Source organism: Viridibacillus sp. NPDC093762, assembly GCF_050279675.1.
Taxonomy (GTDB): Bacteria; Bacillota; Bacilli; order Bacillales_A; family Planococcaceae; genus Viridibacillus.
This window is the reverse complement of record NZ_JBNNUK010000002.1, coordinates 90728-106769: the sequence shown is the minus strand read 5'-3', so window position 1 is coordinate 106769 and position 16042 is coordinate 90728. Positions and strand designations below refer to the sequence as shown.

The 16042-nt window shown below is 34.7% G+C and carries 16 protein-coding genes and 1 other annotated feature; of the genes, 6 read left to right on the top strand and 10 right to left on the bottom strand.

The window, feature by feature from the left end; all coding sequences use genetic code 11:
• Positions 1-133 precede the first annotated feature (133 nt).
• From ACQKM9_RS04350 to ACQKM9_RS04340, 3 genes are read right to left on the bottom strand one after another with little or no spacing between them, the layout of a single operon-like run.
• Positions 134-610 (bottom strand): hypothetical protein, encoded by a 477-nt coding sequence (locus tag ACQKM9_RS04350; protein ID WP_427733002.1) that lies wholly within the window; start codon positions 608-610, stop codon positions 134-136.
• A gap of 24 nt (positions 611-634) precedes the next feature.
• Positions 635-1510 carry a hypothetical protein gene (locus ACQKM9_RS04345; protein ID WP_427733000.1) on the bottom strand — a complete coding sequence of 292 codons (876 nt, stop codon included), beginning with the start codon at positions 1508-1510 and terminating at the stop codon, positions 635-637.
• A 30-nt stretch (positions 1511-1540) separates the two neighbouring features.
• On the bottom strand, positions 1541-2368 hold the full coding sequence (locus tag ACQKM9_RS04340; protein WP_427732998.1) for a MerR family transcriptional regulator: 828 nt from the start codon (positions 2366-2368) through the stop codon (positions 1541-1543).
• A gap of 110 nt (positions 2369-2478) precedes the next feature.
• Between ACQKM9_RS04340 and ACQKM9_RS04335 the strand changes: the two genes are divergently transcribed.
• The 6 genes from ACQKM9_RS04335 to ACQKM9_RS04310 all read left to right on the top strand — a co-directional run bounded on the left by ACQKM9_RS04335 (position 2479) and on the right by ACQKM9_RS04310 (position 8054).
• Positions 2479-2925, top strand: coding sequence for a GNAT family N-acetyltransferase (locus tag ACQKM9_RS04335; RefSeq protein WP_427732996.1), 447 nt, complete (start codon positions 2479-2481; stop codon positions 2923-2925).
• 57 nt (positions 2926-2982) lie between these two features.
• Positions 2983-4338 (top strand): MATE family efflux transporter, encoded by a 1356-nt coding sequence (locus tag ACQKM9_RS04330; RefSeq protein WP_427732995.1) that lies wholly within the window; start codon positions 2983-2985, stop codon positions 4336-4338.
• 341 nt (positions 4339-4679) lie between these two features.
• Positions 4680-5072 carry a DUF485 domain-containing protein gene (locus tag ACQKM9_RS04325; RefSeq protein ID WP_427732993.1) on the top strand — a complete coding sequence of 131 codons (393 nt, stop codon included), beginning with the start codon at positions 4680-4682 and terminating at the stop codon, positions 5070-5072.
• Between the two features lie 5 nt (positions 5073-5077).
• Positions 5078-6601 carry a solute symporter family protein gene (locus tag ACQKM9_RS04320; RefSeq protein WP_427733387.1) on the top strand — a complete coding sequence of 508 codons (1524 nt, stop codon included), beginning with the start codon at positions 5078-5080 and terminating at the stop codon, positions 6599-6601.
• Between the two features lie 296 nt (positions 6602-6897).
• Positions 6898-7065 carry an AbrB family transcriptional regulator gene (locus tag ACQKM9_RS04315; protein WP_427732991.1) on the top strand — a complete coding sequence of 56 codons (168 nt, stop codon included), beginning with the start codon at positions 6898-6900 and terminating at the stop codon, positions 7063-7065.
• Positions 7066-7235: 170 nt separating this feature from the next.
• The gene (locus ACQKM9_RS04310; RefSeq protein ID WP_427732989.1) at positions 7236-8054 is read left to right on the top strand and encodes a carbonic anhydrase; all 819 of its coding nucleotides are present in this window, start codon (positions 7236-7238) and stop codon (positions 8052-8054) included.
• 114 nt (positions 8055-8168) lie between these two features.
• Here the strand turns inward: ACQKM9_RS04310 and trpA are convergent, their stop codons facing one another.
• From trpA to ACQKM9_RS04275, 7 genes are all read right to left on the bottom strand, one after another.
• On the bottom strand, positions 8169-8945 hold the full coding sequence (gene trpA / locus ACQKM9_RS04305) for a tryptophan synthase subunit alpha (protein WP_427732987.1): 777 nt from the start codon (positions 8943-8945) through the stop codon (positions 8169-8171).
• Positions 8935-10143, bottom strand: coding sequence for a tryptophan synthase subunit beta (gene trpB, locus ACQKM9_RS04300; RefSeq protein ID WP_427732985.1), 1209 nt, complete (start codon positions 10141-10143; stop codon positions 8935-8937). Before trpB ends, trpA begins: the two co-directional genes overlap by 11 nt.
• On the bottom strand, positions 10143-10760 hold the full coding sequence (locus ACQKM9_RS04295; RefSeq protein ID WP_427732983.1) for a phosphoribosylanthranilate isomerase: 618 nt from the start codon (positions 10758-10760) through the stop codon (positions 10143-10145). The genes trpB and ACQKM9_RS04295 overlap by 1 nt, the downstream gene beginning before the upstream one ends.
• On the bottom strand, positions 10757-11545 hold the full coding sequence (gene trpC, locus ACQKM9_RS04290) for an indole-3-glycerol phosphate synthase TrpC (protein WP_427732981.1): 789 nt from the start codon (positions 11543-11545) through the stop codon (positions 10757-10759). Before trpC ends, ACQKM9_RS04295 begins: the two co-directional genes overlap by 4 nt.
• Positions 11542-12573: an anthranilate phosphoribosyltransferase gene (gene trpD, locus ACQKM9_RS04285; protein ID WP_427732979.1), complete on the bottom strand. Its 1032-nt coding sequence runs from the start codon at positions 12571-12573 to the stop codon at positions 11542-11544. Before trpD ends, trpC begins: the two co-directional genes overlap by 4 nt.
• 22 nt (positions 12574-12595) lie before the next feature.
• Positions 12596-13969 carry an anthranilate synthase component I family protein gene (locus tag ACQKM9_RS04280; protein WP_427732977.1) on the bottom strand — a complete coding sequence of 458 codons (1374 nt, stop codon included), beginning with the start codon at positions 13967-13969 and terminating at the stop codon, positions 12596-12598.
• 74 nt (positions 13970-14043) lie between these two features.
• Positions 14044-14287: a binding site (T-box leader), on the bottom strand.
• A gap of 251 nt (positions 14288-14538) precedes the next feature.
• A complete protein-coding gene (locus ACQKM9_RS04275; protein WP_427732975.1) occupies positions 14539-15624 on the bottom strand; it encodes a helix-turn-helix domain-containing protein in 1086 nt (361 codons plus the stop codon).
• Positions 15625-16042 lie beyond the last annotated feature (418 nt).

Below are 16042 nucleotides of genomic sequence, written 5' to 3'. Positions count from 1 at the left end.
AAAAAAGACTGCTAAAGAATTTAAGCAGTCTTAGTTAAATTAGTGAAGAGTAAAGTTCTTCTCTACTTCTAATTTTAAAAACGAAGGTGGAAAATTGACGGGTAAAATGATGTTCTAATCAATACTATTCGTTTCACCGTACTTTTTTCAAAATATATAGTTTACCAGCCTGTTCATTTAAAACGGCTACTGTAAAGTCGTATGTCTCACTATTCATAATATCTTGAACTGAGTCGTCATTTTCATTGTTCTTAAAGTAGTATTTTCCGGTCTGTTCATCAGTTGGTAGAGCGTGTTGAATTTGCTTAGCTACTAATTGTTGAAATTCTTCACTAGCAGGTAATGGTTGCCACTTGTCGTGTTCTGCAATTGATTCTTTAAATCTTTTAATTTGCTTTGGTTTCAAAAGGTATTCAGCATAAAATTCTCCGTTAGTTTTGAACTGCTTATGCCTGTCACTTTTAGATACTAGTACAGCTCCCTTTGGAATTTTCGCTTCTATCATTCGCTCTGCATGCCTTGTTATATCGGAATGCACAATTAAAAAATAATACCCTACTAATACCACAATTAATAGTGCTCCTGTTAATACGAATATTTTCTTTGACAACACAACCGCCCACCTTAAACTGACTTATTCAGTCGTTTTAATAAATTGATAATAGATCATTTCATCAGTTACTTTGAAACCTGCATCTGTAAAAACATCCATCTGTTCATCTACATCTAAAAATAACTCAGTACGTGTAAAAGGATGATAGGAAAAGATATGCATCAATGATTTCCTTAATAACTGAGTACGCTTTTCTTTCTGTAAGTTTTGAAATGTATAATGGTGAATTTCTCCCAAATAGTGCATCGGTTCAACTCTTACATATGAATACCCCGAAATATTTTGTACTTCATCTATGTAGAAAAATAGTTTTTGGTCCTCATTTAAATTAGATGTGAACTTTTGCCATTCGTCTTCGTCTATTTGTAAGAACTTACAAAATGATAAATGAAAAGGATGAACATTCCATTGTATTTCAGATGTTTCTTCATTAGTATAGTTTTCAACAGAATCTCTCAATGCCTTTGTTAAATACATTCGTTTCACTTCATTTGCCTGTAGCTTTATTAGTAGCTGGCGAATGCTATAGTTATTTTCATTTACGAGAAATTCAAATGTTCGCAGTTTTGTTGGCATGTCCCTATTTAGTGCCAGCCACATATCTTCTGCTAAATAAGGATATTTTCCTGGATATTTGACAAACGGTCCACAAACTTTTGCTTTGTTTAAATTCATGTAGACATCAAAACCAAGCGCCCCTATAATTTCTCCACGATCATAAGCGACTACGAAAGATTCTTTTAATGGCAAATCAGAGAAATAATAAGTAAGCTTGGAATGGATAGTATGTCGCTCTAAACCACAAAAGCCAATATGATGCTCTTTCTGATTATTCATCATTTCTAAGAATACTGCTAGTAATGGTATATCCGATGGTCGTTGAATTTGTACAGTCATCTGATGCATCCCCCATAACGCCAATGGATATCAACTTTTTTCAACCTCAATCATTATTTTAGTAACGTAATTTTCAATGTCATTAACTGATACTGCATCTAAAATATATTCTTCATATGAATAGCCTTTTAATTGTAACTGATGCTCTATACTATACGCAATCAACCTATCATAAGTTTCAAAAATATTGACTTCCTCGCCTATATGATATCCGACGATATAAAGGCCAGATGGTTTCGTCCAAATGTTCTCTCCCTGCCAACCTTTTTTCATTTTAGTGTATAAATATGAATAATTCTCAAAATCCCTCTCCATTATTTTATCTTTGTGTAGGATTGCTCCAATTGGATGGCCACTATATAACTCATAGTTGTCACTATAGTTGATAAAGTTGGAAACCGATTTAAGAAATTCCTTGTCTGTAGTGTCTAGTGTACTGTCACTTCGTAATAGCAACTCTTCATCAGAATACACTAATGAAATACTTTCAAAGTTGGTTTGTAATGCGTTTTTTGTTATGGCTAATTTAGTATTAAGTATTTCTCGTAGATGAGTAAGATTTTCAATTTTTTTCTCAATCAATTTTGCTTGTTGTTCTAATAATTCAATTGATTCAATTGGCGTTGTATTTTGTAAAAAAGCTCTTATTTCTTTTAACGGCATTTTCAGCTCTTTTAATAACTCTATGACAGCAAAAACTTCATATTGTTGGTAAGAATAATATCGATAGCCTTTTGCTGTTTTGATTTCAGGTGTTAATAAACCAATTTCATCATAATGAAAAAGCGTTTGTTTTTTTACATGACAGATTTTTGCAAATTCACCGGTTGTGAAGTATTTACGTAAATTTTCGCTCATTTAAGTGATCTCCCTTGACTATACGGTTACCGTATACCTTATCATTTCTAATATACCATGTGAAATGGTAAGTAAAAATAATTTTTTTCTATTGAAGGGAACTGATAGTCATGAGTATAGAGATTCATGACGTAACGCAAGAAAATGAAAGTGCCATCATGAAATTAAGTGTGGCAAAAGAGCAAAAAGGTTTTATTGAAACACCTCAAGAATGTTTGCAAGAAGCAAAAGAAGATTTACATTACCACCCTGTTGGATTATACGCAAATAGCAAGTTGGTCGGCTTTGCTATGTATGCATTATTCCCAAATGAGGATGGAGATCAAGTTTGGTTAGATCGATTCCTTATAGATGCTAAATTCCAAGGGCAAGGGTTAGGAAAGATTATGCTTCAAGCATTAATCGAGAAATTAACAAATGAATTTAATTGTCAAAAAATATATTTAAGTGTATATGAAGATAATCCTGGGGCAATTCATTTATATAAGAAATTTGGTTTTAAATTTAATGGTGAACTAGATGTTCACAACGAGAAGGTTATGGTTAAAGCTATATAGTTTAACCCCACATTATAAACGGAAATGTGTGCTTCTCCGTGTTAAGGAGTATTATTAATGTCAGAGTCAACTTTTAAATTACAAAATAATTCGGTGCCTAAGGTTTTTGCATCTTATTTATTCCCTTCTCTTTTAGGGATGATTTTAATGTCTATCAATATTTTAGTGGATGGCATATTTGTTAGTAACGGGATTGGTCCAGAAGCACTTGCGGGTGTAAATATTGCTGTACCTATTTTCTCAATTCTCTTGTCAATTTCTTTGTGGATCGGCATGGGAGGAGCTACATTATATTCCATTTCAATTGGTCAAGGAAATGTAGTTAAAGCTCGTTCGATTTTTACACAGTCATTTGTTTTAGCTATTTCAATTGTCGGCGTTTTAGTAGTTTTCAGCTTATGGAAGCAACAAGAAATTGCTTATTTATTTGGTGCAAGTGATGAAATCCTTCCTTATGTAGAAGATTATCTACATGTTATTTTACTATTTGGTATTGTCTATGTATTAGAGAATATTTTAAGTATTTTCATCCGTAATGATGGTAACCCAAAACTAGCTATGATTGGGTTAATTACCACTTCAGTTTTAAACATCATTTTCAACTATATCTTCATTTTCATGATGGATATGGGTGTAGCTGGAGCCGCTTATGCAACTGTACTTTCTACAGTTGTTGGCGTCATTGTTTTACTGTATCATTTTGTTCGCAAAGAAAGTGTACTTCGATTTGTTAGATTTACAATTGATTATAAATCGATGGCTGAAATACTAAAAATCGGCTCACCAAGTTTTGTTGTTGAAGGGTCTGCAGCAATTATAGTCGTGGCTTATAATATTACATTTAGCCATTTCGTTGGTGAAATAGGTGTAACTGCTTATGCAGTAGTCAATTACTTACATGTTGTTTTCTTAATGCTTTTCCTTGGAATAGGTGCCGCCCTTCAACCTATCGTAAGTTTTCATTTCGGCGCCAAGCTGTATAGTCGCTTACAATCATTTTTAAAAATTGGTTTAATAACTGGTGTTGGGTTTGGTGTAACTGTCTTACTAATTGGTTGGTTATTTGCAGATCCTATGATTACGTTATTCGGAGTGAAGGACCCAGAAGTTATTGCTTTTACGAAAGAGGGAATTTTCTATTTCTTCATCGGCTATTTGTTTTTAAGTTTCAACTTAATTATGGCTGAATACTATCAAGCGATCAAGCGAATCCGATTATCTATGTTTATCATCATGGCAAGAAGTCTAGTATTATTTTTACCATTACTTTGGATTTTACCTAACTATTTTGGGACGCAATATATTTGGTTAGCTTTTCCTTTAGCTGAAGGGCTCACAATAATTGCTCTATTAATAGTTAAAAAACTTTTTCGTAATGTATTACCGGAAAAAGAATTGGGAAATACTGTATAATAATATATTATTTCGTAATTAAATATATATATTTACTCGCTTATACACATATTTTCTAAACCGACATTATAATTGAACTATAATATTAACGATTTTACTGATATTACGTGATTTTTGATAATAATTTTGTGTATTTTTAGTAAAAATCCTAATTCCCTCATCTTAATTCGATGTTGAAATTAGGATTTTTTTGATTTATACAGAAAAAAACCACCATAAAATAGAATTTTTTTAATTTTTTCATAGAAAAAGATTGCTATTTTAGACCAATTTGAATATGATTATCTCAAGGGTTTTGGTAATCACTGCTAACTCTTACTTTTTATAAAGGGGGAAATTCAATGGATCACAAACTTGAAAGCGTTCTCGAAGGTGTTAATAATTCAGACTCTTCTGAAAAAACTACTAAGAAACGTAAAAAAGAGATTACTGCTGATGATTATGTAGCAATTGCTAGTAGTCAAGATTTTAAGACATTAGTGAAAAAGAAGAATTCATTTATCGTTCCGGTCTCAATCTTCTTCTTACTCTTCTACTTCACTTTACCAGTCTTAACGTCATTCACTACAGTTCTAAATGTCAAAGTTATTGGTGACATTCCATTGGTATGGGTTTTTGCTTTAGCACAATTTATCATGACATGGATTTTATGTATGACTTATGTGAGTAAAGCAAACAAATTTGACCAAGAAGCAGAATCGATTATTGAGAAAGTAAAGGATGGTGATTACTAATGGGTATGAGTATGATCGGTATCTTTTTCTTCGTAGCAATCGTAGGTTTAACACTATTTGTTACATACCTTGCGTCGAAGCAAACAAACTCAGCTAGTGAATTCTATACTGCGGGTGGGGGTTTAACCGGATGGCAAAATGGAATCGCGATTGCTGGTGACTACTTATCAGCTGCATCATTCTTAGGAATCGCTGGTGCAATTGCTTTATTCGGATTTGACGGTTTCTTTTATAGTATTGGTTACTTAGTAGCTTATTTAGTTGTGTTATACATCGTAGCTGAACCATTACGAAATCTTGGTCGCTACACTTTAGCAGATATGATCACTGCTCGCTTTGATCAAAAGAAGGTTCGTGGAACTGCTGCAGTAAGCACAATTGTAATTGTACTATTCTACATGATTGCACAGCTAGTTGGTGCAGGCGGACTTATTCAATTATTATTAGGTATTGATTATTGGGTTGCTGTACTTCTTGTTGGTGTTATGATGACAATCTACGTTCTTTGGGGCGGGATGGCTGCAACAAGTTGGGTTCAAATCATTAAAGCTGTTTTATTGATGATTGGTACAGTTATTATTTCTGTAATGGTTCTAATGAAATTCAACTTCAATATTATTGAAATGTTTAATACAATGAAAACAGCAACTCCACATGGAGAAGGTTACTTAGTTGCAGGTGCAAAATATACAAATGGTGTAGATACTATGTCTATGATGATTGCATTAGTTCTTGGTACTGCTGGTTTACCACATATCTTAATGCGTTTCTTCACTGTTAAAGATGCAAAAACTGCCCGTAGTTCAGTTGTTTATGCAACTTGGATCGTAGGTATTTTCTATATCTTAACTATTTTCCTAGGCTTCGGTGCTGCTGCATTCGTAGGTTCTGAGAAAATTATCGGAGCAAATGCTGCTGGTAACATGGCTGCACCACTTCTAGCTCAAGCACTTGGTGGCGATATGTTAATGTCATTCATCTGTGCGGTTGCATTCGCAACAATCCTAGCAGTAGTAGCAGGACTTGTATTATCTGGTGCATCTGCATTTGCTCATGATATTTATGGACAAATTATCAAAAAAGGTAAAGTAACAGAAAAAGAACAAATGAAAGCAGCTCGCCTTGCTTCTATCGGTGTAGCAGTATTCTCTATTATCTTAGCTTTAGGTGCTCAAACAATGAACGTTGCATTCTTAGTATCTTTAGCATTCTGTATCGCAGCAAGTGCTAACTTACCTGTTATCATTTACACAATCTACTACAAAAAGTTCAATACAACTGGTGCAATGGCTGCAATGATCACAGGTCTTGTAACTGCTCTAGTACTTGTAGTAGTAAGCCCTAACCTTTGGAATCCAGAAGGTACTGCAATCTTTACTGGTACTGCTTTATTCCCATTAACAAACCCTGCAATCATTTCTGTTCCTGCTGGTTTCCTAGCAGGCTGGATTGGTTCATTAGTTGGTGCTAAATCTGATGCTCGTAAGTATGCTGAAGTTACAGTTAAAGCAAACACTGGCATAAAATAATCTATCTTTCGACTATCAACTTAAGAAAACTGCTTACTAGCTTGCTAGAAGCAGTTTTTTGTTGCTATATACATAATTTTAATAAGTCTCCAAGCTTTTGCACCGTTAACGACTATTTCGTTTTTAATAAATCTACGTGTTCATTTCCTCTTGAAGAAGATATATTTTATCGTAAAGAATGTATTCTATGATACTGCCTCTGTCACTCCCTAATTTTATTATTCATCTGAATTACTAATTGCTTTTACTTTTTTATTAAGCGTTTTGTAATGGTTAGTTTAGAGAATACATCCATTATGCCTGCATTTTTAAGTTTAGCTCCTGGCGGTAAGGATCAAATGGGTATAATCGCGCACGAAGATGGAGCGGATGTCTCTACAATAACTATATATCAATTGATTCGCATGCTTTATAACTATTTACTAATTCCACCGTTTTTAACGTTTGTTTTAAGACGTTTTTAAAATGAAAATCTGAACAGTTGGTAACATGTTTTATTTATTTGAATGACGTTTAAAAATTATTTTCACTTTTTTAACAATCATTTAACTAATAACTGCAATTTTTGGTTACCTTATTTGTAAGAAGCAACTTAGTAAAAGACATTAGCTTCTGCAAAAAGGAGTGAAGTTTGATGGAAATCAAGAAATTTATCGGTATATTTGTAGCATCTGCCTGTATCTCGGTAGCCGTTTATGGTTCCCTAACCTATGCGCCAGAAAAAAAGCTAGAAGAAGAAAAAGTTGCAACAACAGCGAAACCTATAGAGTGGTCTTATGAAGGAGATACTGCTCCAAATAAATGGGCAAGTTTAGATCCCTCATTTGCAATGTGCGGTAAAGGTACAGCACAATCTCCAATTAACATTGACCTTGAAGATGTATTATTGGACAAAAATTTAGGAGATATCAAAATAAACTATCAGCCTACACTTTTTAAGCTGATGAATAACGGACACACTATACAAGCTACTGATGATTCCGGAAAAAACTCAATAGAAATAGATGGTGATAAATACACATTTTTAAGAATGCACTTCCATACACCGAGCGAGCACCAAATTAATGGCCAACATTATGCTATGGAGGCACATCTTGTTCATGAAAATAGCAAAGGAGAGAAAGCGGTTCTCGGAATACTCATCAATGCTGGTAATGAAAATAAATTACTAAGAGATATTTGGTCAAAACTACCAACTAATATTACAGAAGCAGACATTCCTTTAACCAATACTATAAACCTTGCTAAATTATTACCTACTGATAAGAAAGTATATCGATACAGTGGTTCTTTAACTACGCCACCTTGTTCTGAAGGTGTTAAATGGTCAATTATGGAGCAACCCATTGAAATGTCGAAAGAACAAATTAATGCATTTAAAGCTATTTTCTCAAATAACAACAGACCTGTTCAACCGCTCAATAACAGAAAAGTATTGAAAATGCAGGAATAGTATCAGTTTAGGTTTATAGCTTTTTTTAATTAACTAATGTACTGAAACAAATTTGTTCTTCTCGAATACAAAAAACCCCCATACATACCTCTAATATGTATGGGGGTTTGCATTTTACACAGTTTGTTTATTTAACAACTCTGTAATTTGTTCCTTATTATCATCATGGAAAGCTTTAACAATGGCACTACCTACAATGACACCATCTGCCATGGCACCGATTTCCTTCACTTGCTGTGCATTTGAAATACCAAACCCAGCAAGTACCGGTACATGACTTACTTTTTTCAAATTAGCTAAATGTTGTTCAAGTTGCTCTGTAAATTCTTGTCTCACACCGGTTGTACCATTAACAGTAACAGCATAAATAAATCCTTCTGCAGCTTTAGCAATTTTTTCAATACGTTGTTGTGGACTTGTTAATGATACGAGTTGAATAAGTGCAATATCTGTACCTTGTAATTCACTTGTGATGATAGTAGATTCTTCTAACGGTAAATCAGGAATAATTAGACCACTCACTCCACTTTGTTCACAAGCATCGGTGAAATCTTCAATACCATATGCAATGATTGGGTTCAAATAAGTCATTACTACGAGTGGAGTGTGAATTTCATCTTTAAATTTATTAATAGTTTTTAATATATTACGTAGGTTAGCACCTGCTTCTAGTGCACGATGGCCTGCTTCTTGGATGACTGGTCCATCTGCAACAGGATCTGTAAATGGAATACCCAGCTCTATAGCAGTTACACCACTATCTTGTAAAAACAATATCTGTTCGCGAAGGGAATCTAGTCCTCCGTCCCCTGCCATAATGTAAGCAACAAACGCTTTTTCGCCTTGTGCTACTTTCGCTTTCATCACTTTTTGTAAGGTTTTAATTGCCATTATTAATTCCTCCTAATGCATCTCGAACAGTTTGTACGTCTTTATCTCCACGACCTGATAAGCAGATTACTAAAATCTCGTCTTTTTTCATTTCTTTCGCTAAATTGGCTGCATAGAAAATAGCATGTGAACTTTCAAGTGCTGGTATTATTCCTTCAGTTCGGGATAATAATTGCAAACCATCTAATGCTTCTTGATCTGTCACAGATTCGTACTTCACTCTACCGATATCATGTAAATAGCAATGTTCCGGTCCAACAGCTGGATAGTCTAAGCCGGCAGATATAGAATGCGCTTCTTGAACAAAGCCATTGTCATCTTGCAAAACATACATATACGCTCCGTGCAATACGCCTTCTTTTTGATCTGCAATAGCCGCTGCATGTAAACCTGTTTCGAGTCCACTTCCTGCCGCCTCTACGCCATAAAGCTTAACATCTTTATCATCGACAAATGGATGGAACATACCGATTGCATTACTACCCCCACCAATACATGCTACGATAGCATCTGGTAATCTACCTTCACTTTCAACAATTTGTTTTCGTGTTTCAAGTCCAATGACACGTTGAAAATCACGTACGATTTGCGGGAATGGATGTGGTCCGAGAGCCGAACCTAAAATATAATGGGTATCATCTACATTTGCGACCCAGTAACGAAGAGCTTCATTCACCGCATCTTTTAAAGTACCAGCTCCTTGGTCGACTGAAACTACTTTTGCACCAAGTAATTCCATTCGGAAAACGTTTAACGCTTGTCGTCTGACATCTTCTTTTCCCATAAAAATGATACACTCTAAGTCAAACAGGGCACAAACAGTGGCAGTAGCTACACCGTGTTGGCCGGCACCTGTTTCTGCAACAATTTTCTTTTTTCCCATACGCATAGCAAGTAGTGCTTGACCTAATGCATTATTAATTTTATGAGCACCAGTATGGTTAAGGTCTTCACGTTTTAGATAGATTTTCGCACCGCCAAGTTTCTTAGTTAAGCGCTCAGCATAATAAAGTGGATTCTCACGCCCTACATAATCTTTTAAATAGTAATTTAATTCTTCATAAAATGCAGGATCTTGTTGAGCTTCCTTATAGGCATCTTCTAATTCTATTAATGCAGTCATCAATGTTTCGGGTACGTATTGACCACCGAATTTACCATAACGTCCTGCTTGCTCTTGCCCGATTGTTTTTACCATTAAGATCTCTCCTCACCTTTTGCTGCTTGAATAAATGCTTTTATTAACTCATTACTTTTACGTCCATCTACTTCTACACCGCTAGAGACATCTACCATATATGGTTTAACACGATTAATTGCTTCCCCTACATTTGCAGGAGTTAGACCGCCTGCTAATATGAGTCGACTTTCTGAAATGTCATGTCCTTGTAGTAGTTGCCAATCGAATGATATACCACTTCCCCCTTGGAAATCAGTTCCAGGGGCATCGAATAATAAATAATCTGTCTTATATTTAGAGCCAGTTTCTACATCTCCAACCTTTTTTACTGCTAATGCTTTAATAGAAGGAAATTGAAATGTCTCAATATATTCAGGTGTTTCATGTCCATGAAACTGCACATAGTCAAGTGGTACCGTATCTACAATTTGCTCTAACTCTTCAATTGTTGGATCAACAAAAACGCCAATTTTAAGTACACCTTCAGGCACGAACTTAGCAAGCTCTTTAGCTTTGTCAATTGAAATTTGGCGTTTACTCGGTGCAAATACAAAGCCAATGGCATCAGCTCCTGCTGAAACTGCAGTTTTAACATGTTCGGGTTCTTGTAAACCACAAATTTTTACTTTTGTCATTGTATTTCCACACCTTTCTCCACTTTGAAAGCTTCTAAAGTTTGTGCAACCTCGCCACTTCGCATTAATGTTTCTCCGACTAAAATGGCACTCGCACCATGATTTGCTACAATTTCTGCATCCTTTGATGATTGTATACCGCTTTCACTTATTAATACTCGTTTTTCATGGAAAGGGAAACTGTCTGCAATCTCAGCAGTACGCGCTAAATCAACTTCAAATGTTTTTAAATTACGATTATTGACACCTATCAATCTTGCATCTAACTTAAGAGCTTGTTGAAGTTCATTTGTATTATGTACTTCAACCAGTATTTCTAATTTAGCTCTTTTTGCATATTCATATAGTGTTTGTAATCTCTCTTGTTGTAATGCCGCCACGATTAACAAGATGACAGAAGCACCTGAAGCTTTTGCCTGATCAATTTGTACTTCATGAATGATAAAATCTTTACATAGAAGCGGTATTCCAACGGCTTTAGATACTGCTTTCAAATCTTCGAATGAGCCTTTAAAAAAAGGAGAGTCAGTTAAAACTGATATACAAGCTGCTCCAGATTGCTCATAAATACTAGCTTGCTCTACTGGATTGGCACCTTCATTTATTAACCCTTTAGAAGGAGAGGCGCGTTTCATCTCAGCAATGATTTGTAGTCGTTTTTTTTGATAAAGTGCGTCGAATAGAGATGGTCTTTTAGTTGACCCTTTAATTTTTTCTGGAGGGCTTTGTAGTAATTTAAGGACTTCATTTTCTTTTTCTTTTAAAATCCGATCTAAAATCGTCATTTTATAGCCTCCTGTTTTTTACGAGCTTCACTATATGCCACTACAGCATCTAACTTTTCTAAAGCTTTACCTGATAAAATCGTGGCAATTGCTAGATCGATTCCGACCTTAATGCGATCTACTAATCCGTATGCAAATAAACCAATAGCTGCATTGAAAACAACCGTATCAAAATATGCATCTCTTTCACCACCAAGTAATTTGCGCATAATGATGGCATTTTCATCTGCATTACCTCCACGAATTGCTTCAAGGGGTGCAGATTTTAAACCAACATCTTCAGGTGTTAATGAGAATGGTATTAAATCTTCATGATCTACTAAAACAAAATCATTTTGACCAGCGAGCGATGCTTCATCCATACCTCCAGCTCCACAAACGACAATTCCTCGATCTCGACCAAGCATCTTCATAACAGCTGCATATTCCATTGTGAATTCAGGTCTATTAATTCCTGTAAACTGCGTATCTAAAGTGACTGGATTTGTTAATGGTCCTACTAAGTTGAAAATCGTTGGTTTACCGATTTGGCGTCTCACTTGACCAATTCTTTTTAATTTAGGATGGACATTTGGTGCATATAGAAAAGCTATTCCATGTGTATTTAAAAGTTCAACTGTATCATCAATCGTTAGATCAGTATGAATACCTAGTGCTTCAAGTACGTCAGAGCTTCCTGCAGCACTAGAGATTTTTCGATTACCATGTTTTGCAATTATCACTCCTGCACCAGCCATCACAAATGCTGCAGTTGTACTTATATTGAAACTATTCACACCATCTCCACCCGTACCGCAATTATCCATATATCTTGCAGTCGGAGCAGGTACCTCTAACGCAAAAGATTTCATAATGGTCGCAAGTGCTGCCACCTCATGAGCAGTCTCCCCTTTTTTCGCTAAAGCGATTAAAAATGCCTGAATATCATGCAAAGCTGTTTCATCTTGAAACATTAGCGTTGATGCTTGAAGCATTTCATCAAATAATAAATGTTGATTGTTCTCTACCATTTTTATAAATTGTTTCATCATGCACACTCCTCATGTAAGTTCATTCACCTTGGAAAGAGATTAATGACTTTGCCTTTGCTTCCGTCTCGTCAAACTCATTAGAAGGAATTGAATCTTTAACAATTCCTGCTCCTGCTTGAATATACGCTTTATTATTTTTCACAAGCATAGATTGAATCGTAATAGCAAAATCTATATTTCCGTTAAAACCGATATAACCAATGGCTCCACCATATGTGCTTCGATGCGTTGTCTCAATTTCATCAATAATAGCCATTGCCAAGTGCTTTGGTTTCCCCGTCACCGTTCCTGTTGGGAATGTTGCTGAAAGGGCATCTAGAGCATGAAGTACTGGTGATAATTTGCCTTCGACATTTGACATAAGGTGCATGACGTGTTTAAATCGAATACTTTCCAAGTAGTTTTTCACACGTACTGTAGCAGGTGCACATATTTGAATTAATTCCTGTCTAGCCTCGTCAAGCAACATATTATGATCTGCAATTTCTTTCGGATCATTTAATAACTTTCTTACTTGATGCTCATCTTCATCTATTGTTTGACCGAGACCAATAGTTCCTGCAATTGGATTTACCTTCACTATGTAATCGGTAACACTAACTACATTTTCCCGTGAGGCCCCGATTAAAATATGTTGATCAAATTCTATATAGTACATATAAGGTGATGGGTTCTGTTTACGCAATTTTCGGTAAATTAAAAATGGATTTCCAGTTAAATCGGCAGCTAGTTGACGTGAAAGTACCACTTTCTCGACTTCACCGTTTTGTATATGATGTAAAGCTTGATTAACTTGCTTTTCAAATTCTTCTCTTGTTACATTGCTTTTAAATTCACTTAAATAGTAGTCTTCATCAATCATTTCATTGCCAGTCGAAATTTCCGCTGCAATAGCTTCTAAATCTGGTTTCTCTTGTTCTGGATTGACAGCAGTATGCATAATGGTAACGATATCTTCAAAATGATCAAAAATGATAATTGTTTCATAGATTTGAAAATTCACATCTGGTAGATCCAACTCGTCATCTAATATAGAATCCATCTTTGCTGCACCGTACCCAATATAACCAACAGCCCCACCAGTAAAAGGAAAGACAGATTGTTCTGTAATTCTAGGCATTAATCGTTTTAATTGAGTCAATAATTCACCAGTATACTCGTAGCTTTTACCTGTTGTGAATTGTTTTTCAATTAACTTTTGCCCGCTACCACTATAAGATTTTAGAGGGTTCTCCCCAATAAACGAATAGCGTCCTGATTCTTCGGATTTTGCTGAGTTTTCCAACAAAAATTTTCGTTGTCCTTTTAACCTATTGAATATTAATATGGGTGTTAATGTATCGCCTGCCAATTTCTTCACTGTCGTTCTATAACTTAATTTCTCTCTGCTCATAACTTATCCTCTCCTCTGCTCAACTCTTTATGAAAATTGCATAAAAAAAGTCCTCTCAAAAGGAAAATTCCTTTCAAGAGGACGATATTCACCGCGTTGCCACCTCAAGTTGAAGCATTTAAAATGCTCCCACTTAGCGTATCAAAAAGATACTACCCATAACGTAGGTTAGACGTCTATTAATAATTAGAAGTAGGGTCACTTCGGTTCTTAATAGCTCTCATAAGTCCATTCATATAGGAGATAGATCAGTTTTCACCCGCCACTGACTCTCTACACTACCACACCTATACTACTACTCTTACTCTTCAATTTCTCTGCTATGCTAATCTCAACTGTTCTAAAGGTGGTCTCGCTCCCGAAACCTGCTACCTATCCCGAACAAAATTGTTAAGTTTTATATTAAGCTTTGAATTCTGAAATGTCAAATGATATTTTAAAAAACGAATCCACTGATAATAATTATGATTTTCTTTTTTTTACTTTCATTAAAATATCAAACAGCTAAGTGATTAGAGGCTTGGCTCTACTTCATTAAATACCAAGCCTATTTTCGGATTAAATCAACTTTATTCTTCTTTTATTCTTTTTATTATTTTCAAATATTGCACATCCCCTAGACCATAATTAGGGAACAGATGGAACAAATTTTTCAGTAATTCACCCTGAGGCATTTCTAGATGTTTTTTTATGTAAGCTGTAACTTCATTATCTTCTTTTAAATAATCCAAATATAGTTTAATACCTTGATATGTGACAGGCAATACTTGAACTTTTGGAAGTTGATGTTGGATCAATACTTCTTGATATATTTCTTTGTAACCTGACGGCATTACTTCAATCTCTTCTACATCGTAAGTCAATTCATTAACCATATGGAAGAATACTTTTCCTCTATAATTCACTTGATCCAAATATGCCAGCATTGTTAGCAAATTCATCTGACAGAACATGTCCTCACCAAACCATAAAACGATGCATTTGTATTGATTTACCAATAGAGGTTTTAAAGAGTGAATGGTGATATTCTCATAATCTTGTAAAGACACTTCATGACCTAAAGCTCTTAACTTATTAAATTCATCACTGAATATTGTAAAACATGTATCATTTGAACACATGGCTTCATTAAAAGGAACATAATCACTTTTCCCCATTAACTGATGTTTAGAAAATTCTTCATACATCACCTGCCCATTTAAGACATTTAAAATATCTTTATCAAATTGCTCATTCATTTTATTCTGTAAATTTTCAATCTTTAACTTCTGTGAAATATCCATCATAAAACCTTCCTTTGCGCTATTCATATTAAGTTTCACATAAGACTGTAGTGGTGAAGGATTTTTTCTAAAGGCATTTGGACTGATACCAAAAGTAGTTTTAAAAGCTCTTGAAAAAGCCGCCTGAGATGAAAACCCATATTTGAATGCAATATCAATTGTTTTTTGTTCTGTTTTTTCAATTTCAATTGCAGCCAAATATATCTTCCTTAGTGCCCTATATCTTTTAATACTAATCCCAGCCATTCGATGAAACGTAAAAGAACAGTAATAGGGTGAATAACCCATATCCTTACCTAAGTTCTTTAATGAAAAATCATCAAATAAATTTTCCTCAATCCAGTCTATCATCCCCTGCATCATCTTGTTCAACCTCCACTCCTGCATCTATTATAATTGAAAGCGAAAATGATGTTTTGATATAAGTTGTGGTTGCTTATTATTTTTAATGCTAAATTGAACCGATGTGATTGCCAAATGAATAATGAATTATTAACGAACTAGATCTGTTAATATTATTTTATCAGCAAAGTTTCATATAGATTCTTTACTTTTTTATTTAAATTTTTATTTCTCTTAGAGGCTGGTTTTGTATTTTTTATATAGACTAGCGAGGTTTATATTTTATCAATTAATTGTTGTATATGGTTATCAAGTTAAAGATTCTTATATTATTTATATAGATAATTAAAGGACCAAGAGCGATTTTATGCTCCTGGTCCTTATTAAGGGGAATATTAATAGACAAAAAAAGGCTAGCTTACATTCTGAATAATCAATTGTAAGCTGC

Coding starts and splice junctions, on each gene's coding strand:
- ACQKM9_RS04340 (WP_427732998.1), bottom strand. CDS start 2,368: ATGAGCGAAAATTTACGTAAATACTTCACAACCGGTGAATTTGCAAAA.
- ACQKM9_RS04335 (WP_427732996.1), top strand. CDS start 2,479: ATGAGTATAGAGATTCATGACGTAACGCAAGAAAATGAAAGTGCCATC.
- trpB (WP_427732985.1), bottom strand. CDS start 10,143: ATGGTAAAAACAATCGGGCAAGAGCAAGCAGGACGTTATGGTAAATTC.
- trpA (WP_427732987.1), bottom strand. CDS start 8,945: ATGGCAATTAAAACCTTACAAAAAGTGATGAAAGCGAAAGTAGCACAA.
- ACQKM9_RS04320 (WP_427733387.1), top strand. CDS start 5,078: ATGAGTATGATCGGTATCTTTTTCTTCGTAGCAATCGTAGGTTTAACA.
- ACQKM9_RS04280 (WP_427732977.1), bottom strand. CDS start 13,969: ATGAGCAGAGAGAAATTAAGTTATAGAACGACAGTGAAGAAATTGGCA.
- ACQKM9_RS04315 (WP_427732991.1), top strand. CDS start 6,898: ATGCCTGCATTTTTAAGTTTAGCTCCTGGCGGTAAGGATCAAATGGGT.
- ACQKM9_RS04325 (WP_427732993.1), top strand. CDS start 4,680: ATGGATCACAAACTTGAAAGCGTTCTCGAAGGTGTTAATAATTCAGAC.
- ACQKM9_RS04330 (WP_427732995.1), top strand. CDS start 2,983: ATGTCAGAGTCAACTTTTAAATTACAAAATAATTCGGTGCCTAAGGTT.
- ACQKM9_RS04310 (WP_427732989.1), top strand. CDS start 7,236: ATGGAAATCAAGAAATTTATCGGTATATTTGTAGCATCTGCCTGTATC.
- ACQKM9_RS04295 (WP_427732983.1), bottom strand. CDS start 10,760: ATGACAAAAGTAAAAATTTGTGGTTTACAAGAACCCGAACATGTTAAA.
- trpC (WP_427732981.1), bottom strand. CDS start 11,545: ATGACGATTTTAGATCGGATTTTAAAAGAAAAAGAAAATGAAGTCCTT.
- trpD (WP_427732979.1), bottom strand. CDS start 12,573: ATGAAACAATTTATAAAAATGGTAGAGAACAATCAACATTTATTATTT.
- ACQKM9_RS04345 (WP_427733000.1), bottom strand. CDS start 1,510: ATGACTGTACAAATTCAACGACCATCGGATATACCATTACTAGCAGTA.